The organism is Streptomyces sp. NPDC032091 (assembly GCF_055580265.1).
Genome location: NZ_JBVILR010000025.1, coordinates 15863 through 37394 on the forward strand (window position 1 = coordinate 15863; position 21532 = coordinate 37394).

The window sequence follows — 21532 nt, forward strand, 5'->3', positions numbered from 1 at the left end:
TACCGCCGAAAGACTCAGGAGACCCCCCATGCCGTCCCGCAGGTCAGGGGAGCGAACACCCCTCCGCCGCACCCTCCGCATACGCGGGCGGTGGCGCCCCGGCCCCCGCGCCACACGCCTCCTCGCCGCCTCGGCGGCCCTCCTGTGCACGGGCGGCCTGCTCACCGCCGCCCCCGCCGGTGCCACCGAGGACCGCACCGAGGGCACGGCCCGCGTCCGCGGCCTCGTCGCCCGGATGACCCTCGACGAGAAGCTGTCCTTCGTCCACTGGACGGCCGGCCCCACTGGCGGGCCCCTCGCCCGGGGCGTCGGCTACCTCCCCGGCGTGCCCCGCCTGGGCGTACCCCCGCTCCAGGCCTCCGACGGGCCGGCCGGCGTCCGCCTCAACGGCGTCCGCGCCACCGCCCTGCCCACCCCCACGGCGCTCGCCGCGACCTTCGACGACTCCCTCGCCACCGCCTACGGCAAGGTCCTCGGCCACGAGGGCCGGGCCCTCGGCCAGGACGTCGTCCTCGGCCCCATGGTCAACACCATCCGGGTGCCGTACGGCGGCCGCAACTTCGAGACCTTCAGTGAAGACCCGCTGGTCGGCTCGCGCACCGCCGCCGCCCAGATCAAGGGCACCCAGAGCCAGGGCCTGATGGCCACGGTCAAGCACTTCGCCGGCAACAACCAGGAGACCGACCGCTTCACCGTCGACGCCGCCATCGACGAGCAGACCCTCCAGGAGGTCGAACTCCCCGCCTTCCGCAGCGCCGTCGACGCCGGCGCGGCCGCCGTCATGTGCGCCTACAACGGGGTCAACGGCACCCACTCCTGCGGCAACGACCAGCTGCTCCAGAAGGTCCTGCGCGATCAGTGGGGCTTCCGGGGCTGGGTGATGTCCGACTGGCTCGCCACCCACGCCACCGCCGACCTCACCAAGGGCCTCGACCAGGAACTCGGCCTGGAGATGGGCAAGCCCACCGACCCCGTCCCGGACTCCAAGTACCTCGGCTCCTCCCTGCGCAAGGCCCTCGCCGACGGCACCGTCCCGCAGGCCGCCCTGGACCGCTCGGTGATCCGCATCGTCGGCCAGATGGAGCGCTTCGGCCTCCTCGACGCCCCCGCGGCCCCGCGGCCCGCACGCGACGCCCAGGCCGGCCGCGCCACCGCCCGCGCCGTCGCCGAGAACGGCGCCGTCCTGCTGCGCAACACCGCGCCCGCCGGCGGCCGCCCGGCCCTGCCGCTCACCGGCGCGGCCGGTACCGACCTCGCCGTCATCGGCGACAGCGCCCTGCGCCCCAAGGTCTCCGGCCTCGGCAGCGCCCACGTCGTCCCCGACGCCGCCAAGGCCCCGCTGGACGCCCTGCGCGAGCGGGCCGGCTCCGGCGCCACCGTCCGCTACGAGCCCGGCGTCGACCGGCTCGGCGGCCCGCTCCCCGCGGAGAACCTCAGCCCCGCCTTCACCGGCGGCAAACAGCTCGACCCCGGCGGCGACCGCGCCTTCTACGACGGCACCCTGACCGTCCCCGCCGACGGCGACTACCGCATCGGCGTCCGCGTCGACGGCGGCCTCGCCGTCCTGCAGATCGAAGGACAGGAACCGGTCTACGCCGCCGACTCCTTCAGCGAGACCACCAGCGTCGTCCTCCGCCTCACCAAGGGCACCCACAAGCTGTCCATGAGCGGCTGGGCCTGGCCCGACCGCCCGCTGTCCGTCGACCTCACCTGGGTCACCCCGCAGCAGGCCGCGCAGAAGCTCGAACGCGCCGTCGCCGCCGCCCGCACCGCCAAGACGGCAGTCGTCTTCGCCCAGGACGAGGGCTCCGAGGGCTACGACCGGCCCTCGCTCTCCCTGCCCGACGGCCAGGACGCCCTGATCTCCGCCGTCGCCCGCGCCAACCCCCACACCGTCGTCGTCCTCAACACCGGCTCCTCCGTGCTGATGCCGTGGCTCGCCGACACCGCCGCCGTGCTCGACATGTGGTACCCCGGCCAGGAGGGCGCCCAGGCCACCGCCGCCCTGCTGTACGGGGACGCCAACCCCAGCGGCCGGCTCACCCAGACCTTCCCCGCCTCCGAGGACGCCCACCCCGTCGCCGGGAACCCCAGGCGGTTCCCCGGGGTCGACGGCAAGCAGGAGTACAGCGAGGGCATCCACTCCGGCTACCGCTGGTACGACAAGCAGGGCGTCACCCCCCTCTTCCCGTTCGGCCACGGCCTGTCGTACACCACGTTCGACTACCGGGACCTGGCCGTGGAGCGCACCGCCGCCGGGGCGAGCGTCCGCGTGACCGTCCGCAACAGCGGGTCCGTCGCCGGCAAGGAGACCGTCCAGGTCTACCTCGGCCCCAGCCCCCTCGTCTCCGCGCCGCAGGCCGTCAAGAAGCTCGCCGGCTACACCAAGGTCTCCCTCGAACCCGGCGAGGAGAAGCGCGTCACCGTCCCGGTCGACGCCCGCCAGCTCCAGTACTGGGACACCGGGCGCCACGCCTGGACCGACGCCCCCGGCCCGCGCGCCGTGAGCGTCGGCTCCTCCGCGGCGGACATACGCCTCACGTCCCGCCTGAACCAGTGACCGACTCCCACCCACCCCTTCCGATTGGATGCGCATGACCGCGAACGAACAGCCCGCGACCACCCCCTCGACCCGCCCGATCGGCACGGCCGAGGCCATCGACGCGCGGGAGGAGACGGGCCTGCGCCACGTCGCCTCCCTCTCCACCGAACTCCGCGACGTCGTCGAGGTCGAGCAGCGCCAGGTCCGCCTGGAGCGCGTGGTGCTGGTCGGCGTCTGGACCTCCGGCACGGTCGCGGAGGCCGAGAGCTCCCTCGCCGAGCTCGCCGCCCTCGCCGAGACGGCCGGCGCCCTGGTCCTCGACGGGGTGATCCAGCGCCGGGACAAGCCGGACCCGGCCACCTACATCGGCTCCGGCAAGGCGAAGGAACTGCGCGACCTCGTCATCGAGACGGGCGCCGACACGGTCGTCTGCGACGGCGAGCTGAGCCCCTCGCAGCTCGTCCGGCTGGAGGAGTTCGTCCAGGTCAAGGTCGTCGACCGGACCGCCCTGATCCTCGACATCTTCGCCCAGCGGGCCACCTCCCGCGAAGGCAAGGCCCAGGTGGCGCTCGCGCAGATGCAGTACATGCTGCCGCGCCTGCGCGGCTGGGGCGCCTCCCTGTCCCGGCAGATGGGCGGCGGCGGGGCCGGCGGTGGCGGCATGGCCACCCGCGGCCCCGGCGAGACGAAGATCGAGACCGACCGGCGGCGGCTGCGCGACAAGATGGCCAAGATGCGCCGGGACATCGACGAGATGAAGACCGCCCGCGACCTCAAGCGCCAGGAGCGCCGCCGCAACAAGGTCCCCTCGGTCGCCATCGCCGGCTACACCAACGCGGGCAAGTCCTCGCTCCTCAACCGGCTCACCGGCGCCGAGGTCCACGTCCAGAACGCCCTGTTCGCCACCCTGGACCCGACCGTCCGCCGCTCGGAGACCCCGGCGGGCCGCGCCTACACCCTGGCCGACACGGTGGGCTTCGTCCGCCACCTGCCGCACCAGCTCGTCGACGCGTTCCGCTCGACGCTGGAGGAGGTCGCCGAGGCGGACCTCATCCTCCACGTGGTCGACGGCTCGCACCCCGACCCGGAGGCCCAGATCGAGGCGGTCCGCGCGGTCGTCGGCGAGGTGGGTGGCGCGGGCGTCCCGGAGGTCGTCGTCGTCAACAAGGCCGACACCGCCAGCCCGGAGGCCCTGGCCCGCCTGCTGGAGGCGGAACCCGGCGCCATCGCCGTCTCGGCCCGCACGGGCGAGGGCATCGCCGCCCTGCTGGCCCGCATCGAGGCCGAACTCCCGCACCCCGAAACGGAGATCGAGGTCCTGATCCCCTACAGCGAGGGCCACCTGGTCGCCCGCGTCCACGCGAACGGCGAGATCCTCTCCGAACGCCACGGCGAAACGGGCACCCTCCTGAAGGCCAACGTCGACGCCGCCCTGGCGGCGGAACTCTCCCCCTACGCCGCCTGATTCCACCCTTCCCCCGCGCGCCATTCCCGCAGGAATTGCGCCATTCCCTCGGAAGAGGGTCGCCATACGTCCACTCGGATGTCACAATAAAAGTGCTCTAGAAAAAGCCCAGGAGGTAACCCATGACTGATAAGCCGGAAAACCACGCCGCCGAGGCCGAGGGCAAGGACAAGTTCCGCGAGGCTCTGGAGCGCAAGGCCCGTAACTCCCGCGCCCAGCAGGCCCACCACGAGGGCCGTCTGAAGATCAAGGGCTTCAACGGACCCAACGGCCAGAACCGGACCTTCCGCCGCAAGGCCGGCTGACGCTTTTCCACCCCGAACGCGCGGGCTGCCGCGACCCGGTCACCGGCCGGGTCGCGGCAGCCCTTTTTCTGTTCCCGCACACTCCGCTCGAATTTCGCTGGAGCGCGGCTCGGGAGACCATACAGCGCGGCCTCCGGGAGCGCATTCGAATTTCCGGGCCCGCATACCGGAAAAGCCCGGCGGTCCGGAAAAAGAAAACTGGCCCCTCGGTTTTCCCGCCCCGCGCGGTGCGGTCACACGCGCGCCGGCCGGGCGAAGGCGGCCAGGTCCTCGGCCAGTGCCGCGCTCACCGCCTCCCGGTGCGCGTTGAGGTAGAAGTGGCCGCCCGGGAAGGTGCGCAGGCGGAAGGCGCCGTCCGTGGTCCGCTCCCACGCCCCGGCCTCCTCGGCCGTCACCTGCGGGTCGGCGTCACCGGTCAGGACGCTGACGGGGCAGCGCAGCCGCGGCCCCTGACGCGGCGCGTACGTCTCCACCGCCGTGTAGTCGCCGCGCAGCACCGGCAGCACCATCGCGGCGATGTCCGGGTCGGCGAGGAGGGCGGCGCTGGTGCGGTCCAGCCGTACCACCTCCTCGATGATTCCGGCGTCGTCCCGCAGGTGGACGTCCTCGTGGCGGACCGTGGACGGGCCGCGCCGGCCCGACAGCACCAGACCGAGGACGCGCTCCCCGTCCGGGCCGTCCGCCAGCCGCCGCGCGGTCTCGTAGGCGAGGGTGGAACCCATGCTGTGGCCGAAGAAGACCAACGGGCCGTCGACGGCGGCGGACAGCACCCGCGCGATCTCGTCCGCGAGGGCGTGCAGGTCCGTGCGCACCGGCTCGGAGCGGCGGTCCTGGCGGCCCGGGTACTGCAGCGACAGCACCCGTACCCCGGGCGACAGGGCCTCGGAGAGCGGATGGAAGTAGGCGGCGGAACCACCCGCGTAGGGGAAGCAGACCAGGGTGGGCGCGCCGTCGGAGGCCGGGTGGTACTGCCTGAGCCACAGCTCGCGCAGGGCCTGGGGGTCCGCCATGGGGAGGTCCGTCCTCTCGTCGCGCGGGCGCGGCCCGCGCCGCACCCGTCGCTCCCACGGCACCAGCAGCCGCTCGCCGCCCGCTCGAAGACCGCTGGGGGAGCCCGGACCGGACCCGGCCGGGAGCCCGGCCCCGCCTCCGCCCCGCCTCCGCTCAGCCCCCGCCCTCGCGCGGCCGCAGGACGTCCCGCAGCACACCGCGCGTCAGGCCCCGCACGCGCCGTTCGCGCGGGTAGCCGATGGAGACCTCGTCGAAGCGCACCCCGTCGTGGTAGGTGGTCCGGGGGATGTGCAGGTGCCCGTAGACCACGGCCGCCGCCCGGTAGCGCAGGTGCCAGTCCGCCGTCAGGGTGGTCCCGCACCACTGCGCGAACTGCGGGTAGCGCAGGACGTCGGTGGGCTCCCGGACCAGCGGGTAGTGGTTGACCAGCACGGTCCCCAGGGCGGGGTCCACCTCGTCCAGGCGGGCCTCCGTCGCCGCCACCCGGGCCCGGCACCAGCTGTCCGCGTCCGGGTACGGGTCGGTGTGCAGCAGGAACTCGTCCGTGCACACCACCCCCGACTCGTGGGCGGCCGCCAGGGACTGTTCCTTCGTCAGCCCCGCGGCCCGGAACGAGTAGTCGTAGTGGACGAAGAGCGGGGCGACGGCCACCGGGCCGCCCTCCCCCTCCCACACCGGGTACGGATCCTCCGGGGTCAGCACGTCCAGGCCCCGGCACATCTCCACCAGGTACCGGTAACGCGCCTCCCCGCGCAGGGAGACCGCGTCGTCCCGGGGCGTCCACAGGTCGTGGTTGCCCGGGGTCCACACCACCCGCGCGAAACGCTCCCGCAGCAGGCCCAGCGCCCACTCGATCTCGGACGCCGTCTCGCTGACGTCCCCGGCCACCAGCAGCCAGTCCCGCGGGGAGGTCGGGACGATCTGCTCCTCGACCAGCCGCCGGTTCTCCGCGTGCACCACGTGCAGGTCGGACACGGCGAGCAGCCGCCCGGCCGCCGCCATCAGAGGGCCACCTTCCGCAGCCAGCCGTCCACGGTGGCGGCCACCGCGCCCGCGTCCGCGTCCAGCAGCGAGAAGTGGTCGCCCGGCACCTGCGCCACGTGGTCGGCGTACTCCCAGCCGCCCGCGGCCGAGGCCGCCGACGCGGCGGCGCGCACCAGCAGCGTCGGCGCCGCCGCCGGCTCGGGCGTCCAGTCGGCGAACACCCGCAGGTGGCCGCCCATCGCCAGGAACCGCCCGTCGTCGGGCACCCCCAGCGGGCCGTCCGGGTCGAGGATCCGCTCCGTCAGCACCTCCAGCCCATGACGGCCCTCACTCCGCGCGTACGTGTCCAGCAGCACCACCGCCGCCGCCTCTCCGCCGATCTCCAGAAGCTCCCGGGCCACGGCGTGCGCGACCCATCCGCCGGAGGAGTGGCCCAGCAGCACCGGCCGCGCCGCTCCCGCCGCCGCGGCGACCGCCTCCGCCTGCGCCCGTACCAGTGCCTGCCGGCCGCGCGGCAGCACCGCCTCCCCCGCGAACCCGGGGTGTGCGAACACCGTCAGGCCCCGGCCGCCGGCCAGGGCCCCCGCCAGCGCCAGGTACTCGTGCGGGCCGGAGCCCGCGCCCAGCGACGGGAACGCGAACAGCCCCGCCGCGCCCTCCCGGTGCGGCGCCAGCCCGACCGGGGCCGGCCAGTGCGCCACCCCGGCGCGGGAGTCGTAGCCCGGCACCAGCTCGGCCGCCGCCATCAGCAGCGCCGCGCCCTCGGCGGTACGGCCCTGCGCGTGGGCGCCCCGCAGCAGCCCGGCGAACGTGCCCCCGGCCCGCCGGGCGCAGTACGCGGCCTCCGGCGGCCCGTCGAGCAGCCCGGCCAGGTGTCCGGCCAGCCGCGTCACCGAAGGGTGGTCGAAGACGGCGAGCGGGGCGATCGTCAGCCCGGTCGCCCCGAGCAGCGCGCCGGCCAGCCGCACGGCCGCCGCCGGCCGCAGGCCCAGCTCGGTGAACGGCCGCTCCGGGGACAGCGCTTCGGCCCCGGTGTGCCCGAGGGCGGCGGCCGCGTGCCCGCGCACCAGCTCCGTCAGCACCGCCGTCCGCTCCCCGGCGGGCAGCGCCGCCAGCCGCTCGCGCGGCGAAACGGCCCCGGCGGACCACCGGTTGGCCGCCCGGCGCGGCCGTACGGGGACCAGGGCGCGCAGCAGCGCCGGTACGGGCCCGCCCGCGGCCCGCAGCGGGCCCGCGTCGGGCCGGGCGGAGACCAGGGTCAGGCTCCGGGCGAGCGCGTGCCCGAGCGGCGCCGGCCCGGCGGCCCCGGCCAGCGGCGCCAGGCCCGCCGGGACGCCCTCGGGGTCGGCGCCCCAGCCCAGGACGGCCGCCGGCAGCCCGGCGGCCCGGCGGCGGGCCGCCAGCGCGGTGAGGAACGCCCCCAGGACGGCGGTCTCCTCGGCGCAGCCCGCGCCGACCGCGCCCCCGACGGTGGTGACGAACGCGAGCGGCGTGGTGTGCCCGTCCAGGGCGAGCGCGGCGTCCACCGCGGCCTCCAACGACGGCCCGTCCGGCCCGGCCAGGTGGACGATCGCCGCCGCCTCCTCGCCGGGCCCCGCCAGCCGTACGCCGTGTCCCTCGACCAGCTGCCGGGCGGCCTCCTCGGCGCAAGGGCCGTCGGAGGCTCCGCTCAGCCGCACCGACTCCAAGCCGCCGGCCGCGAGGGCCCGGGCCGGGACGGGCTCGGCCCGCACCAGGCGCCGGGCGTAGGCGACGCCGTCGCGCAGCGCCAGTTCCGGCTCCGCACCGCCCAGCGCCCGCACCAGGGCCTTGCGGCTCGCGTCGCTGTCGTCCACGTCCACCAGCATGAGACGCCGCGCGCCCTCCTCGGCGAGCCACGCCTGCACCGAGCGCACGAAGCCGCGTACGGCCGCCCCGGCCAGGTCGGGCACGTCCTCGCCGGGCAGCACCGCCTCCGCGCCGCTCGTCACCACGGCCAGCGCCGTGCCCGCGCAGCGCTCGTCGGCCAGCCAGGCGCCGACCAGCTCGCGGACCTCGCCCACCGCGGCCCGCACCCGCGCCCCGGACATCTCCCGCGGCGCGCGGGCCCGCGTCAGCGGAGCCAGGACCAGCTCCGGCGGCCCGGCCCCGGCCGGCAGGTCCCCCAGCCCCGGGTAGACGGGGGCCCCGTCACAGTCCGGCAGCACCGACGGGTCCCGCCCGCCGTCCCCCGGGACCCCGACCAGCGCCCGGGTCACCGAGGCCGCCGCCTCGGGGGCGTCGGCGGCCCGCTCCCACACCAGGCGCAGCGGGACGACGGGCCGTCCGCCCCGGCCGGCGCCGTCCGGCACGGCCGACAGGGTCACGGTGGCGGCCGCCACCGGCCCGCCCCCGGCGTCCGCGAGCTCCAGCTCCACCACCCCGAACGCCCCGCGCAGCGCCCGCACCCGCAGGCAGGCGGCGCCGGTCGCGTACAGGACCGCCCCGCTCCAGGCGGCGGGCGTCAACGTCCCCTCCCCGGCGGCCAGTACGGGGTGCAGCGCGGCGTCCAGCAGGTCCGGGTGCAGGGCGTACGCCCCGGCCTGCGCCACCCGTCCGTCCGGCAGGGCGGCCTCGGCGAAGAACTCCTCGCCCCGGCGCCAGGCCCGCTCCAGGGCGGGGTGCTCCCCGTCCACCTCCAGCGGTTCGGCGCCCTCCGGCGGCCACGCGGTGAGCCGGGGGCCGTCCTCCGGCCCGGCCGAGGCCCGGCGGGGGGCCAGGGCCGCCGTCAGGTGCCGTGACCACGGCTCCTCCTCGGCCGCCGGTTCCGGCCGCGAGGCGACGGTCAGCCTGCGCCGGCCCGCCTCGTCGGGCGCCTGCACCAGCAACTGGAGCCGGACCGCGCCCCGCTCGGGCAGCACCAGCGGGGCCTCGGCGGCGGCCTCGGCGACCTCCGGCAGACCGAGGGCCGTGCCCGCCGCGAGGGCCGCCTCGACGACCGCGCCGACGGGCACCTCGCCGCCCGCCGGCCAGGGGTGGGTGCGGGCGGAGACCGTTCCGGTGAACAGGACGGAGCCGGCCTCGGGGAGGTCCAGCCGGTACGCGGCCAGCGGATGCCCCGTCGCGGTCATGCCGGTCGGGGCCGGGTTCGTCGCGGTCGTGGTCGTCTCCGTCCCCGTGTCCCTCTTCCGTGCGTGCGGCTCCGTCCCCGCTCCTTCCCCGTCGGGGGCCTCCGCCGGCCGGCCGGCGTCCGGGGGGCCGGAGGGGATGCCCAGCGGGAGTTCGGCGAGGGCGCCGTGGACGTACAGGGTCGCCGTCGCGGTGAGCAGCGCCCGCACCTCGTCCCCCTGCCGGCGCAGGGCCGGCACCAGGACGGCGCCCGCGCCGCCCTCGGCGAGGCAGGCGCGGGTCATGCCGGTCAGGAGACCGTCGGGCCCCAACTCCAGGAAGGCGGAGGCCCCTTCGGCCTCCAGCGCGCGGACGGCGTCCTGGAAGCGGACGGCCTCGCGGATGTGGCGCACCCAGTACTCGGGGCGGGCGACGGCGTCCGTCACCAGGCCGCCGGTGAGCGTGGAGACGAACGCCGTCCGCGGCGGCCGGAAGTCCAGGCCGGCGACGGCCGTACGGAACTCCTCCAGCACCGGGTCCATCAGCGGGGAGTGGAAGGCGTGGCCGGCGCGCAGCACCTTGGACTTCACGTCCAGCTCGGCCAGCCGCGCCACCACACCGCAGACGGCCCCGCGGGCGCCCGAGACGACGACGGCGTCCGGACCGTCGACGGAGGCGATGGCCACGCCCGGGACCAGCAGCCGGGCGACCCGCTCCTCGGCCGCCCCGACGCGGACCATGACCCCGCCCCCGGGCAGGGCGTCCATGAGCCTCCCGCGCGCGGTGACCAGCGCGGCGGCGTCCGTCAGGGACAGCACCCCGGCGACGTGCGCGGCGGCGATCTCGCCCACCGAGTGCCCGCCGACGAACCGCGGCGCCACGCCCCAGGACTCCACCAGCCGGTACAGCGCCACCTCGACGGCGAACAGCGCGCGCTGCGCGGTGCCCGTCCGGTCCAGGGCGCCGGCGTCGTCCCCGAAGACGAGCTCCCGCAAGCCGTCGCCGAACTCCGCGCACACCTCGTCGAAGGCGGCGGCGAAAGCGGGGAACGCCCCGTACAGGCCCCGGCCCATGCCCGGCCGCTGGGCGCCCTGGCCGGCGAAGAGGACGGCCAGGGCCGCCGCCCGCGTCGCGGAGCCGCGGACCAGCCCCGCGGCCTGCCGGCCCAGGGCCAGGGCGTCCAGCCCGCGGGCCAGCTCCGCGCGGTCGGCGGCGACGACCACCGCCCGGTGCGCGCGGGCCGCGCGGGGGCCGGCGAGGGCCCGGCACAGTCCGGCGCCGGCCGCCGCGTCGCCGTCCGGGCCCAGCCGGGCGCGCAACCGCCGGGCGCGGGCGCGCAGGGCGTCCGGCGTGGCGCCGGAGACGGCGTACGGGAGCGGGTGGGGGAGGGGGCGCGGGATCGGGTGCGGGAGCGCGGCCGTTGCGGAGGGCACGGCACCACCGCCCGGGAGCGAACCGCCCGTGTCTTCGGCCATCGTGTCGTGTTCACCCATCCGTAGTGCGACGCGGTCGTGCGGGGGAGATGGTGCACCACGCGGGTGGAGGCGGACTGGAGGGCGGCCGCACCGCGCCGCGCGACCGCCCCGTGCTCGAAGGACGCCGGACGCCGAGACCCCCAAACCGGGCTCCGCCAGGGGGAGATGAGAGCATGCCGGGAGGGCTGGTCATGCGCCGGCCCGTGCCAGGGGAGACGAAAGGGCATCACCACAATGGAGAATTCCGCCGACGGCGTGTACGACGTGGTCATCCTCGGTGGCGGTAGCGGGGGCTACTCCTGTGCCCTGCGCGCGACCCAGCTCGGGCTGGACGTGGTCCTCATCGAGAAGGGCAAGCTGGGCGGCACCTGCCTGCACAACGGCTGCATCCCCACCAAGGCCCTGCTGCACGCCGGCGAGGTCGCCGACGAACTGCGCCGCAGCGAGTCCTACGGCGTCAGGGCCACCTTCGGCGGCATCGACATGGCCGGGGTCCACGCGTACAAGGACGGCGTCATCGCCGGCCTCTACAAGGGCCTCCAGGGCACCCTGAAGGCGCGCAAGAACCTCACCCTGGTGGAGGGCGAGGGCCGCCTCGTCTCCCCGACCGAGGTCGAGGCCGGCGGCGTCCGCTACCGCGGCCGCCACGTCGTCCTCGCCACCGGTGCCCAGCCGCGTTCGCTGCCGGGCCTCACCATCGACGGCGACCGGGTCATATCCTCCGACCACGCCCTGTTCCTCGACCGCGTTCCCGAGTCGGCGATCATCCTCGGCGGCGGGGTCATCGGCGTCGAGTTCGCCTCCGCCTGGAAGTCCTTCGGCGTGGACGTCACCGTCGTCGAGGGCCTGCCCCACCTGGTGCCCGCCGAGGACGTGGACATCTCCAAGTCGCTGGAGCGCGCCTTCCGCAAGCGGAAGATCAAGTTCGAGCTGGGTTCGCGGTTCTCCGGTGTCGAGTACACCGAGTCGGGCGTCCGCGTCTCCCTGGAGAACGGCAAGCAGATCGAGGCCGAGCTGCTGCTCGTCGCCGTCGGCCGCGGTCCGGTCTCCGCGGGCCTGGGCTACGAGGAGACGGGCGTCGCCGTCGAGCGCGGCCACGTCGTCGTCGACGAGCTGATGCGCACCAACCTGCCGACCGTCTCCGCCGTCGGCGACCTGGTCCCGACCCTCCAGCTGGCCCACGTCGGCTTCGCCGAGGGCATCCTGGTCGCCGAGCGCGTCGCGGGCCTGCCCGTGACCCCGATCGACTACGACGGCGTCGCGCGCGTCACGTACTGCGAGCCGGAGATCGCCTCCGTCGGCCTCACCGAGGCCAAGGCCAAGGAGCTCTACGGCGAGGACAAGGTCGTCGTCAGCAAGTTCAACGCGGGCAGCACCGGCAAGAGCAAGATCCTGAAGACGGCCGGCGACGTCAAGCTCGTCCAGCTCGCCGACGGGCCCGTCATCGGCCTGCACATGATCGGCTCCCGCATGAGCGAGCAGATCGGCGAGGCCCAGCTCATCTTCAACTGGCAGGCCCTGCCGTCGGAGGTGGCGAGCCTCGTCCACGCCCACCCGACCCAGACCGAGGCCCTGGGCGAGGCCCACCTGGCCCTCGCGGGCAAGCCGCTGCACGTCCACGGCTGACGCCGCGCCGCGCCGCCGCGGCTGATACGCGCCGGCGGACGGGCCGGGGTCGACTCCCCGGCCCGTCCGGCCGTTTCGGGGCGAACCGCTGGTACGGAGCCCGTACGGCTGCCAGGATCACAGCGCGCGCGGGCACGCGCCCGCCGGTATCCAGCCACCCGCCACAGGTGAGGACGTACCCATGACCCCGGAACACGGCGCGAACCCGGAACACGGCGCACAGGGCGGCGGGGTGACGTCCGCCGCCGGCCGGGCGGCCGGCCCGCTGCTCGCCCTCTCCACCGTCCTCATCGGCCTCATGGCGGGCCTCTTCTTCGCCTTCGACGTCTCGGTGATGCCGGGCCTGGCCGCCGGCGACGACCGCACCTACGTCACCGCCATGCAGCACATCAACGCCGTCATCGACGGCAACGGCCTCTTCGGCAGCGTCTTCGTCCTCGCGCTGCTCGTCACCGCCGCCGCGGCCCTCGTCGCCCACCGCAAGGGCAGACGGGGCCCCGCCGGATGGGCGGGCGCGGCCGCCGTCGCCTACCTCGCGGTCCTGGTGATCACCTTCGCGGTGAACATCCCGCTGAACAACGAACTCGCCGACGCCGGCGACGCCGCCACGATGACCGGCTTCGCGGTGGTCGGAAAGTTCAAGGGCACCTGGGTCACCACCAACATCCTGCGCACCCTGCTCTGCACCGCCGCCCTCACCGCCCTCACCCGCGCCCTCCTCCTCCACGGCCGCGCCACCCCGCGCTGACCCCGCCGGGCCCCCGGGCCGCTACCCCCGCACGACCAGGGCCCACACCAGCAGCCCGAACGCCACCGTGCACAGCACCGTGCGCCCCGTGTTCGCCCGGACCCACGGGCCCTCGAACGCGCGGCGCACGGCCGCCGGGTCGGCGATCCGTTCGGCCGGGCCGGCCTGCGCCAGGGCGTTGTTCAGCGGGATGTTCACCCGGGCGGTGAGGATCACCGCCAGGAGGTAAGCGGCGAACGCCCCCGCCAGCGGCGCCGTCCCACCGCCCCCGCCGGCCGCCACCCCGAGGACCAGGGCGAGCCCGGTGAACACCAGCGCACCCACATAGCCCAGCAGGAACCAGCCGTTGAGGATGGCCACGTTGATCCGCTGCATCGCCTCGACGACCGTCCGGTCGCCGCAGGCCCGCAGGCCCGGCATCACCGCCACCGAGAACCCGTAGAACAGGCCGCTGACCAGCCCCGTCGTGATCGTCGCCGCGACCAGCGCCGCGCACCGTACCGTCTCCATGCAGGTCTCCCCCCTCGATCCCGCCGCCGCGCTCCGTCCGGTCCCGCGGTCGGGAACGCGCCACGCACCATGGCGGAGGACGCGGCCGGCCCAGCTGGCGAGACGGTACCTCCTCAGGTACCCGGCGTACCGGTACCCTCCCGCGTGGGCCCGCACGCCCGCCCCTGACGCTGGAGAGGAATCTGACGTGACCGACCCGAAGCAGAGGCTGGACGTACTGAGGGCCGACATCGAGCGTCGCAACCCCGCCCAGCCCGAGTTCCACCAAGCCGTGCGCGAGGTCCTGGACACCCTGGCCCCCGTGTTCGCGGCGCGCCCCGAGTACGCAGAGGCCGGCCTCGTCGAGCGGCTCGTCGAGCCCGAGCGGCAGATCATCTTCCGGGTGCCGTGGACGGACGACCGCGGGAGGGTCCATGTGAACCGCGGCTACCGGGTGGAGTTCAACAGCGCGCTCGGCCCCTACAAGGGCGGCCTGCGCTTCCACCCGTCGGTGGACATCGGCGTGGTGAAGTTCCTCGGCTTCGAGCAGATCTTCAAGAACGCCCTGACCGGCCTCGGCATCGGCGGCGGCAAGGGCGGCAGCGACTTCGACCCGCACGGCAGGTCGGACGCCGAGGTCATGCGCTTCTGCCAGTCCTTCATGACCGAGCTCCACCGCCACATCGGCGAGCACACCGACGTCCCGGCCGGTGACATCGGCGTCGGCGGCCGCGAGATCGGCTACCTGTTCGGCCAGTACCGCCGCATCACCAACCGCTGGGAGGCCGGCGTCCTGACCGGCAAGGGCCAGGGCTGGGGCGGCTCCGCGATCCGCCCCGAGGCCACCGGCTACGGCAGCGTCCTGTTCGCGAGCGAGATGCTGGCGGTCAAGGGCGTCTCCCTGGACGGCCTCACCGCCGTGGTCTCCGGCTCCGGCAACGTCGCCCTCTACACCGTCGAGAAGCTCCAGCAGCTCGGCGCCAACCCGCTGACCTGCTCGGACTCCCAGGGCTACGTCATCGACGACAAGGGCATCGACCTCGCCCTGCTGCGCCAGATCAAGGAGGTCGAGCGCGGCCGCGTCAGCGAGTACGCCGCCCGCCGCGGCCCCTCGGCCCGCTTCGTGCCCGGCGGCCGTGTCTGGGAGGTCCCGGCGGACGTGGCCTTCCCGTCGGCGACCCAGAACGAGCTGGGGGCCGACGACGCCCGCGCGCTCATCGCGAACGGCGTCAAGGCGGTCTCGGAGGGCGCCAACATGCCCACCACCCCCGAGGCGGTCCACCTCTTCCAGGCCGCGGGCGTCGCCTTCGGCCCGGGCAAGGCCGCCAACGCGGGCGGTGTGGCGGTCAGCGCCCTGGAGATGTCCCAGAACGCGGGCCGCGCGGCCTGGTCCCGGGAGCGCGTCGAGGACGAACTGGCCTCCATCATGCGCGAGATCCACCACGTCGCCCACGAGACGGCGGCCCGCTACGACGCCCCCGGCGACTATGTGACGGGCGCGAACATCGCGGGCTTCGAACGCGTGGCGGACGCGATGCTGGCCCAGGGCGTCATCTGACCCCCGCCCCCCGCGACGGCGCGGGGCCGCGCCCTCGCTGCGCGGCCCCCGCACCCCCTGTCCGGCCGGTGCCCTCCGGCGCGGGCCCGCCGGGCCGGCCGGCCCGGCGGTGGGACCAGTGCCGCTCGGGTGGGAGTGTGGCGGGGCGTCGTACCCTGGGCTTCCGCCACCCCAGGGAGTGACCGCGTGCTGACCGCCCTAGACGGTACGTTCGGCGACCGTGCCGACGCCATCGCCGTAGCCGGCCGTACCGCCTCGTACGAGGAACTGCTGGGCGCCGCCCGCGCCGTGGCCGCCGACATCGCCGGCGCCCCCGCCTTCGCCGTCACCGCGACCGCCTCCCTGGAGACCGTCGCCGCAGCCGTCGGCGGGCTCCTCGCCGGGGTGCCCTTCGTCCCCCTGCCCCCCGACGCCGGCCCCGCCGAACGCGAGCACATCCTCCGGGACTCCGGCGCCGCCCTGACGACCGTCGACTTCGCCCGCCGCTCCGACACGACGGGCGGGTCCCGCGCGGCCGGCCCGCAGGACCCGGCGCTCATCCTCTACACCTCCGGCACCACCGGCGCCCCGAAGGGCGTGGTCCTCACCGCCGCCGCCCTCGCCGCCGACCTCGACGCACTCGCCGCCGCCTGGCAGTGGACCGCCGAGGACACCCTCGTGCACGGGCTCCCGCTGTTCCACGTCCACGGCCTGGTCCTCGGCGTGCTCGGCGCCCTCCGCACCGGGAGCCGCCTCGTGCACACCGGCCGCCCGACCCCGCAGGCGTACGCCGCCGCGGGCGGCAGCCTGTACTTCGGGGTGCCGACCGTGTGGTCCCGTATCGCCGCCGCGCCGGAGGCCGCCGCCGCCCTGTCGGGGGCCCGTCTCCTCGTCTCCGGCAGCGCCGCCCTCCCCGCGCCCGTCTTCCGCGACCTGGAGCGCCTCACCGGGCACCGGCCCGTCGAGCGGTACGGGATGACCGAGACCCTGATCACCGTGAGCGGCCGCGCCGGCGGCGAGGTCCGCCCCGGGACCGTCGGCACCCCACTGCCCGGCATCCGCACCCGCATCGCCGCCGAGCCGGGCGCCGACATCGGCGAACTCCAGCTGACCGGGCCGACGCTGTTCTCCGGCTACCTGGGCCGCCCGGAGGCGACCGCGGCCGCGTACACCGCGGACGGGTGGTTCCGTACGGGCGACATCGCGGCCGTCGACCCCCAGGACGGGGTCCACCGCATCGTGGGCCGGGCCTCCATCGACATGATCAAGTCCGGCGGTTACCGGATCGGCGCGGGCGAGATCGAGAACGCCCTGCTCGACCACCCCCGGGTGAGCGAGGCGGCCGTCGTCGGCGTCCCGGACACCGACCTCGGGCAGAGGATCGTGGCCTTCGTCGTCGCCGAGGGCGTCACCGGCGCCGAGCTGACGGACTTCGTGGCCGCGCACCTGTCGGTGCACAAGCGCCCGCGCGAGGTGCGCTTCGTGGCCTCCATCCCGCGCAACGCGATGGGCAAGCCGCAGAAGAAGCTCCTGCTGACGGACGCCCCCCACGGGACCGCCGGGTGAGCGCCGCCCGCGCCACGACGGCCGGCGGCCCCTGGATCCGCCGCTTCCACCCGCCGGCCGCCCCGGGCACGGCGCCGGTCCTCGTCGTCCTCCCGCACGCGGGCGGCAGCGCCTCCTTCTACCTCCCGCTCTCCCGCGACCTCGCCGCGCACGCCGAGGTCCTCACCGTCCAGTACCCCGGCCGCCAGGAACGGCTGGGCGAACCGTCCCCCGACACCGTCGCGGGGTTCGCCGACGAGGTGGAACGGGCCCTGGAGCCCTGGCGGGGGCGGCCCCTGGTGCTGTTCGGGCACAGCATGGGCGCGGTCCTCGCGTACGAACTGACGCGCCGCCTGGAGGTGTCCGCCGGCGGTACGGGCCGGGCGTCCGGCGGCGGGGGCCCGCGCGGCCTGATCCTCTCCGGCCGCCGCTCCCCGCAGGTGGCGCGGCACGACGACCTCCACACCCGGGACGACGACGCCCTGCTCGCCCACGTCCAGGCGCTGGCCGGCACCGACCCGGGGCTGCTGGCCGACCCGGAGCTGCGGGCGATGGTCCTGCCGGCGCTGCGCGGCGACTACCGGGCCCTCGGGACCTACCGCCACGAGCCGGGACCGCTGCTGCGCACCCCGGTCAGCGTGCTCTGCGGGGAGTCCGACCCGCGGACGAGCGTGGCCGAGGCCATGGCCTGGCGGGAGCTGACGGAGGCGGCCTTCACCTTCCGGAGCTTCCCCGGCGGCCACTTCTACCTGACCGAGCACCACGAAGCGGTGGCCCGCGCCGTCGCGGACGACGTGGCGGCCTTCACGGCGCCCCGGCCGACGGCGCCCCGGCCGACGGCGGTCTGACGGACCGGCGGCCTGACGGACCGGCGGTCTGACCGTCCGGCGTCCGGCCGGAGCGGCCGGCGGGCTCAGGCCGGCTGCTCGCCGCGTACCGCCAGGTGGCGGGCGAGCAGCTCCAGTGCCTCCGTCACCTCCGGCAGCCGCCCGGCCCCGTCCTCGCCCAACGCCCGGGCGAGGGCCTCCTCGACCTTCGAGGCGCCCGCAGCCCGTACGGCGGCCACCCGCGCGGAGACCCCGGGGGCCTGCCGCACCAGGGTCCGGCGGCGGTCGGCGGGGTCGGGGGCCGTCTCCACCGAACCGGCCTCGCGCAGACGGGCGACCGCGCCCGAGACCTGGCTCTGCGGCAGCCCCGTGCGCTGCGCCGTCTCGCCGACGGTCGTGCCCGGGTGCGCGGCGACGTCCCCGGCGACGATGACGACGGAACGGGTGCCGCCCGCGTACTGCCCGGCCCCGCCCGGGGGTTCGGGCAGGGCCTCCTCGCCGAGCTTCATCAGGGCCCGGCCCAGCAGGAACAGTTCGATTCCATCCACCCCGCCAGATTACATCAGAAGAGATTCATCGAAATCGATCCATCGTTCTTGATGTATCGATGGTGATGGGTTACCTTCGGATCACGGTGCGGGACGAAGGCCCGCACCGCCCGACCCACGAAGGAGCGCCTCCGTCATGTCCAGCCACCGCACCGCGACCACCGCCGGCCTCCACTACCGACTCCAGGGCACCGGGCCCCTGTTGCTCATCTCCCAGAGCGGCGAGGGCGACGCCGACCGCACCGTCGACCTCGTCCCGCACCTCGCCGACGCGTTCACCGTCCTGACCTACGACCGCCGCGGCCTGTCCCGCAGCCGGCCGGCGGAGCCCGGCCGGACCACCTCGCTCGCCGAGCACGCGGAGGACGTCTGCCGGCTGCTCGGCGCCGTCACCGACGAGCCCGCCCTGATGCTCGGGTGCAGCCTCGGCGCGGTCATCGGGCTGCATGTGGCCGCCCGGCACCCCGGCCGGCTCTCCACCCTGATCGCCCACGAACCGGTCGCGCCGAGCCTGCTGCCCGCCGCCGACCGCGCCCGGCACGAGGCGGAACTGGCCGAGCTCCGGCACCTCCACCGCACGGCCGGACTCCCCGCGACCCTGCGGGAGACCGCCCGGGTGCTCGGCATAGACACCAGCGGCAAGGACTCCGAACCGGGCCTCACCCCGCAGCCGATGACCGAACTGCGCCGCGCCAACTTCGCCTACTTCGTCGAGCACGACTTCTCGGCGATCCTCCAGGACACCCTCGACCCGGCCGCCTTGGCCACCACCCCGACCCGCATCGTCCCGGCCGTCGGCGCCACGACCCCCGCCACCGTCTTCGACCGCGCCTGCGCCGCCGCACTGGCGGACCTGGTGGGCGAGGAGATACGCGTCTTCCCCGGCGGTCACAACGGCAACACCAGCCACCCCAAGGCCTACGCCGAACGCCTGCGTACCCTGCTGACGGCGCCCTGACGCGGCCTCATCGCGCGGGAATTCGCGTAGGCAAGGCCGATATCCATCAATACATTGACGCGCATGGACCAACCGGCTGGCGACTCCAGCATCGACCACCGCGCCCTCGCGGCCGCCTCCGTCACCGTCGCACTCTGGGCCTCCGCATTCGTCTCCATCCGCGCGGCCGCCGAGCACTACGGCCCCGGCGCCCTCGCCCTCGGCCGCCTCCTCACGGCCTCGGTCGCCCTGGGAGCCGTCCTGCTGGTCAAGCGGGTACCGCTGCCGCCCCGTCAGGCGTGGCCCGGGATCCTGGCCTCCGGGGTGCTCTGGTTCGGGCTGTACATGGTGACGCTGAACTGGGGCGAGCAGGGCGTCGACGCCGGCACCGCCGCCATGGTCGTCAACATCGGCCCCCTCGTCATCGCCCTGCTCAGCGTCTGGCTGCTGAAGGAGGGGTTCCCGCCGATGCTGCTGGCCGGGATGGGCGTCTCCTTCGCCGGGGCCGTCGTCGTGGGGATGTCCACCTCCAAGGGCGGAACCTCCTCCCTCACCGGAGTCCTGCTCTGCCTGGTCGCCGCGCTCGCCTACGGGGCCGGGGTGGTCTCGCAGAAGCCCGCACTGCGGCACGCCGACCCGATCCAGGTCACCACGTACGGCTGCTTCGTGGGCACGGCCTGCACCCTGCCCTTCGCCGGCCAGCTCCTCAGCCAGCTCCCGCAGGCCCCCCTGTCGGCCACCCTCAACATGGTCTACCTGGGGCTCTTCCCGACCGCCCTCGCCTTCACCACCTGGACCTACGCCCTGTCGCGCACCACGGCCGGCAGGATGGGCGCGACCACCTACGCGGTCCCGGCGGTCGTCGTCCTCATCGCCTGGTCCGTCCTGGACGAGATCCCGGGCGGGCTCACCCTCCTGGGCGGCGCGATCTGCCTGGCGGGCGTGGCGGTCTCCCGCCGGCGCCCGGCCGCGAAGCCGACGCCCAGCCGCAGCAGCGCCGCCGCCCGTTCGGCGCGACGCGCCATCAGGTACCCGTACGGCGACGCGCCGTAGGCCTCCCGGAACTGCCGGGTCAGGTCGTCGGCGGAGAGGTGCGCCTCGCGGGCGAGTGCCTCCACGTCCAGCGGCTGCGCGTACTGCCGGTCGATCCGGTCGCGGACGCGGCGCAGCCGCGCGAGACCGGCCAGGCGCTGAGCCTGGACGCGTGCGCGTCCCCATTCGGGCTTGCACATGGGACCCCCCCTGGGCTCAGCGCAGTTCCTGGATGCGGATGAGGTTGCCCGCGGGGTCGCGGAACGCGCAGTCCCGGACCCCGTACGGCTGCTCGGTCGGCTCCTGGACGACCTCGGCGTCGCCGGCCCGCACCTTCTCGAACGTGGCGTCGAGGTCCGGGGTGGCCAGCAGGATCCAGCCGTAGGTGCCCTTGGCCATCATCTCGCTGATCGTGCGGCGTTCGGCCTCGGTGATGCCGGGGTCGGTGGCGGCCGGCGCCAGCAGGATCGACGTGCCCGCCCGGCCGGCCGGGCCGACCGTGATCCAGCGCATCCTGCCCTGCCCGACGTCGCTGCGGACCTCGAAGCCGAGGACGTCGCGGTAGAAGGCGAGCGACGCGTCCGGGTCGACGTGCGGGAGGGAGGTCGTGTGAATGCTGATGTCCATGACCAGCAGGCTAGACGCGCCGGGTGCGCCGCGCTTCTCGAATCCTGACCGTCGTCGACGTCCCGTCAGGACGGCCCGTCCCGGTCGTCCGCCAGCCTCGGTTCGAGGTCGCGGGCCCAGTGCCGGGCCCAGGCACGGAGGACCGCGGTCGCGTGGCCGTCGAGGCCGTACGCGGCGAACTCCTCGTCGTCGTACCAGTCCGCGCCCGCCAGGCGGTCGCGCAGGTCGTCGAGGCGGAAGGCGCCGCGGCCGTGGCGCACCCCCAGACGTTCGAGCTCGGGGAGGGTGCGGTGCGGGGCGGCCGCGTGGACGTCGATGAGGTCGCGGACGGCGCCCCGGTCGGCGAGGGCGCGGACCTTCGTGCCGATGACGTCGTCGAAGGCGAGCACCGGTCCGTAGGGCGTGGGCCGGGGAGCGGCCCAGAGGTTCTCCTTGAGGACGTCGACCCCGCACCGCCCGCCGTCCGTGCGGTCGGTGACCATCAGCCGGGCGGACAGCGGGTCCACGCCGATGACGGTGATGTGCCAGCCGCCGTCGGCCAGCTGCCGGGCGAGGTCGGCGGCGATGTCCGCCATGGGCGCGGGGTTCTCGGTGGCGACGTCGAGGTCCTGGCTGGCCCGGTCGACGAGGCCGTGGGCCTGGACGGCGTAGCCACCCGTGATGACCAGGGGGTACGCCCTGCCGATGGTGATCACGTCGGCGAGCAGCCGGCGGTGGAGGCCGGTGAGGTTCACGCAGCGGTGCTCGGCCGGCCGGCCGGGTGGGACG

Annotated in this window: 17 protein-coding genes and 1 pseudogene; 10 read left to right on the plus strand and 8 right to left on the minus strand. The window is 75.4% G+C overall.

The window, feature by feature from the left end; all coding sequences use genetic code 11:
• Positions 1-28: 28 nt before the first annotated feature.
• The 3 genes from ACZ5NJ_RS31125 to ACZ5NJ_RS31135 all read left to right on the plus strand — a co-directional run bounded on the left by ACZ5NJ_RS31125 (position 29) and on the right by ACZ5NJ_RS31135 (position 4312).
• On the plus strand, positions 29-2560 hold the full coding sequence (locus ACZ5NJ_RS31125) for a beta-glucosidase (RefSeq protein WP_468769180.1): 2532 nt from the start codon (positions 29-31) through the stop codon (positions 2558-2560).
• Positions 2561-2594: 34 nt separating this feature from the next.
• Positions 2595-4007: a GTPase HflX gene (hflX, locus tag ACZ5NJ_RS31130; RefSeq protein ID WP_468769182.1), complete on the plus strand. Its 1413-nt coding sequence runs from the start codon at positions 2595-2597 to the stop codon at positions 4005-4007.
• Positions 4008-4129: 122 nt separating this feature from the next.
• The gene (locus ACZ5NJ_RS31135; RefSeq protein WP_468769184.1) at positions 4130-4312 is read left to right on the plus strand and encodes a DUF5302 domain-containing protein; all 183 of its coding nucleotides are present in this window, start codon (positions 4130-4132) and stop codon (positions 4310-4312) included.
• Between the two features lie 233 nt (positions 4313-4545).
• Here ACZ5NJ_RS31135 and ACZ5NJ_RS31140 read toward each other — a convergent pair whose 3' ends face one another.
• From ACZ5NJ_RS31140 to ACZ5NJ_RS31150, 3 genes are all read right to left on the minus strand, one after another.
• Positions 4546-5322 carry a thioesterase II family protein gene (locus ACZ5NJ_RS31140; RefSeq protein ID WP_468769185.1) on the minus strand — a complete coding sequence of 259 codons (777 nt, stop codon included), beginning with the start codon at positions 5320-5322 and terminating at the stop codon, positions 4546-4548.
• Positions 5323-5476: 154 nt separating this feature from the next.
• Positions 5477-6325, minus strand: coding sequence for a metallophosphoesterase family protein (locus tag ACZ5NJ_RS31145; protein WP_468769186.1), 849 nt, complete (start codon positions 6323-6325; stop codon positions 5477-5479).
• Entirely contained in the window at positions 6325-10806 is a 4482-nt protein-coding gene (locus ACZ5NJ_RS31150) for an acyltransferase domain-containing protein (RefSeq protein WP_468769188.1), read from the minus strand. Before ACZ5NJ_RS31150 ends, ACZ5NJ_RS31145 begins: the two co-directional genes overlap by 1 nt.
• Positions 10807-11082: 276 nt before the next feature.
• On the opposite strand from ACZ5NJ_RS31150, the gene lpdA reads away from it, so the two are divergent.
• Both lpdA and ACZ5NJ_RS31160 read left to right on the plus strand, forming a co-directional pair.
• Positions 11083-12474 (plus strand): dihydrolipoyl dehydrogenase, encoded by a 1392-nt coding sequence (lpdA, locus tag ACZ5NJ_RS31155; protein ID WP_468769190.1) that lies wholly within the window; start codon positions 11083-11085, stop codon positions 12472-12474.
• 181 nt (positions 12475-12655) lie between these two features.
• Positions 12656-13222 carry an anthrone oxygenase family protein gene (locus tag ACZ5NJ_RS31160; RefSeq protein ID WP_468769192.1) on the plus strand — a complete coding sequence of 189 codons (567 nt, stop codon included), beginning with the start codon at positions 12656-12658 and terminating at the stop codon, positions 13220-13222.
• A 21-nt stretch (positions 13223-13243) separates the two neighbouring features.
• Here the strand turns inward: ACZ5NJ_RS31160 and ACZ5NJ_RS31165 are convergent, their stop codons facing one another.
• The gene (locus tag ACZ5NJ_RS31165; protein WP_468769194.1) at positions 13244-13732 is read right to left on the minus strand and encodes an anthrone oxygenase family protein; all 489 of its coding nucleotides are present in this window, start codon (positions 13730-13732) and stop codon (positions 13244-13246) included.
• Positions 13733-13919: 187 nt separating this feature from the next.
• Here ACZ5NJ_RS31165 and gdhA point away from each other — a divergent pair, with 187 nt between their 5' ends.
• The 3 genes from gdhA to ACZ5NJ_RS31180 all read left to right on the plus strand — a co-directional run bounded on the left by gdhA (position 13920) and on the right by ACZ5NJ_RS31180 (position 17641).
• Positions 13920-15269, plus strand: a complete 1350-nt coding sequence (gdhA, locus tag ACZ5NJ_RS31170) for an NADP-specific glutamate dehydrogenase (RefSeq protein WP_468769196.1) — start codon at positions 13920-13922, stop codon at positions 15267-15269.
• 186 nt (positions 15270-15455) lie between these two features.
• Entirely contained in the window at positions 15456-16814 is a 1359-nt protein-coding gene (locus ACZ5NJ_RS31175) for an AMP-binding protein (RefSeq protein WP_468769197.1), read from the plus strand.
• Positions 16811-17641: a thioesterase II family protein gene (locus ACZ5NJ_RS31180; protein WP_468769198.1), complete on the plus strand. Its 831-nt coding sequence runs from the start codon at positions 16811-16813 to the stop codon at positions 17639-17641. The genes ACZ5NJ_RS31175 and ACZ5NJ_RS31180 overlap by 4 nt, the downstream gene beginning before the upstream one ends.
• Before the next feature lie 65 nt (positions 17642-17706).
• On the opposite strand, the gene ACZ5NJ_RS31185 is transcribed toward ACZ5NJ_RS31180, so the two are convergent.
• Complete coding sequence (locus tag ACZ5NJ_RS31185; RefSeq protein WP_468769327.1) at positions 17707-18129, minus strand: MarR family transcriptional regulator; 423 nt, start codon at positions 18127-18129, stop codon at positions 17707-17709.
• 175 nt (positions 18130-18304) lie between these two features.
• Here ACZ5NJ_RS31185 and ACZ5NJ_RS31190 point away from each other — a divergent pair, with 175 nt between their 5' ends.
• Positions 18305-19126, plus strand: a complete 822-nt coding sequence (locus ACZ5NJ_RS31190; RefSeq protein ID WP_468769200.1) for an alpha/beta fold hydrolase — start codon at positions 18305-18307, stop codon at positions 19124-19126.
• A 63-nt stretch (positions 19127-19189) separates the two neighbouring features.
• Positions 19190-20158, plus strand: a complete 969-nt coding sequence (locus ACZ5NJ_RS31195; RefSeq protein ID WP_468769202.1) for a DMT family transporter — start codon at positions 19190-19192, stop codon at positions 20156-20158.
• Here ACZ5NJ_RS31195 and ACZ5NJ_RS31200 read toward each other — a convergent pair.
• The 3 genes and pseudogenes from ACZ5NJ_RS31200 to ACZ5NJ_RS31210 all read right to left on the minus strand — a co-directional run.
• Positions 20086-20337 (minus strand): annotated as a pseudogene (locus tag ACZ5NJ_RS31200) (AraC family transcriptional regulator); the annotation flags it as partial. The gene ACZ5NJ_RS31195 and the pseudogene ACZ5NJ_RS31200 overlap by 73 nt on opposite strands.
• A 16-nt stretch (positions 20338-20353) precedes the next feature.
• Positions 20354-20764 (minus strand): VOC family protein, encoded by a 411-nt coding sequence (locus ACZ5NJ_RS31205; protein ID WP_468769203.1) that lies wholly within the window; start codon positions 20762-20764, stop codon positions 20354-20356.
• Positions 20765-20829: 65 nt separating this feature from the next.
• Complete coding sequence (locus tag ACZ5NJ_RS31210; protein ID WP_468769204.1) at positions 20830-21498, minus strand: nucleotidyl transferase AbiEii/AbiGii toxin family protein; 669 nt, start codon at positions 21496-21498, stop codon at positions 20830-20832.
• Positions 21499-21532: the final 34 nt, after the last annotated feature.

Coding starts and splice junctions, on each gene's coding strand:
- ACZ5NJ_RS31160 (WP_468769192.1), top strand. CDS start 12,656: ATGACCCCGGAACACGGCGCGAACCCGGAACACGGCGCACAGGGCGGC.
- ACZ5NJ_RS31145 (WP_468769186.1), bottom strand. CDS start 6,325: ATGGCGGCGGCCGGGCGGCTGCTCGCCGTGTCCGACCTGCACGTGGTG.
- ACZ5NJ_RS31135 (WP_468769184.1), top strand. CDS start 4,130: ATGACTGATAAGCCGGAAAACCACGCCGCCGAGGCCGAGGGCAAGGAC.
- ACZ5NJ_RS31190 (WP_468769200.1), top strand. CDS start 18,305: ATGTCCAGCCACCGCACCGCGACCACCGCCGGCCTCCACTACCGACTC.
- ACZ5NJ_RS31165 (WP_468769194.1), bottom strand. CDS start 13,732: ATGGAGACGGTACGGTGCGCGGCGCTGGTCGCGGCGACGATCACGACG.
- hflX (WP_468769182.1), top strand. CDS start 2,595: ATGACCGCGAACGAACAGCCCGCGACCACCCCCTCGACCCGCCCGATC.
- ACZ5NJ_RS31195 (WP_468769202.1), top strand. CDS start 19,190: ATGGACCAACCGGCTGGCGACTCCAGCATCGACCACCGCGCCCTCGCG.
- ACZ5NJ_RS31140 (WP_468769185.1), bottom strand. CDS start 5,322: ATGGCGGACCCCCAGGCCCTGCGCGAGCTGTGGCTCAGGCAGTACCAC.
- ACZ5NJ_RS31125 (WP_468769180.1), top strand. CDS start 29: ATGCCGTCCCGCAGGTCAGGGGAGCGAACACCCCTCCGCCGCACCCTC.
- lpdA (WP_468769190.1), top strand. CDS start 11,083: ATGGAGAATTCCGCCGACGGCGTGTACGACGTGGTCATCCTCGGTGGC.
- ACZ5NJ_RS31185 (WP_468769327.1), bottom strand. CDS start 18,129: ATGAAGCTCGGCGAGGAGGCCCTGCCCGAACCCCCGGGCGGGGCCGGG.
- ACZ5NJ_RS31205 (WP_468769203.1), bottom strand. CDS start 20,764: ATGGACATCAGCATTCACACGACCTCCCTCCCGCACGTCGACCCGGAC.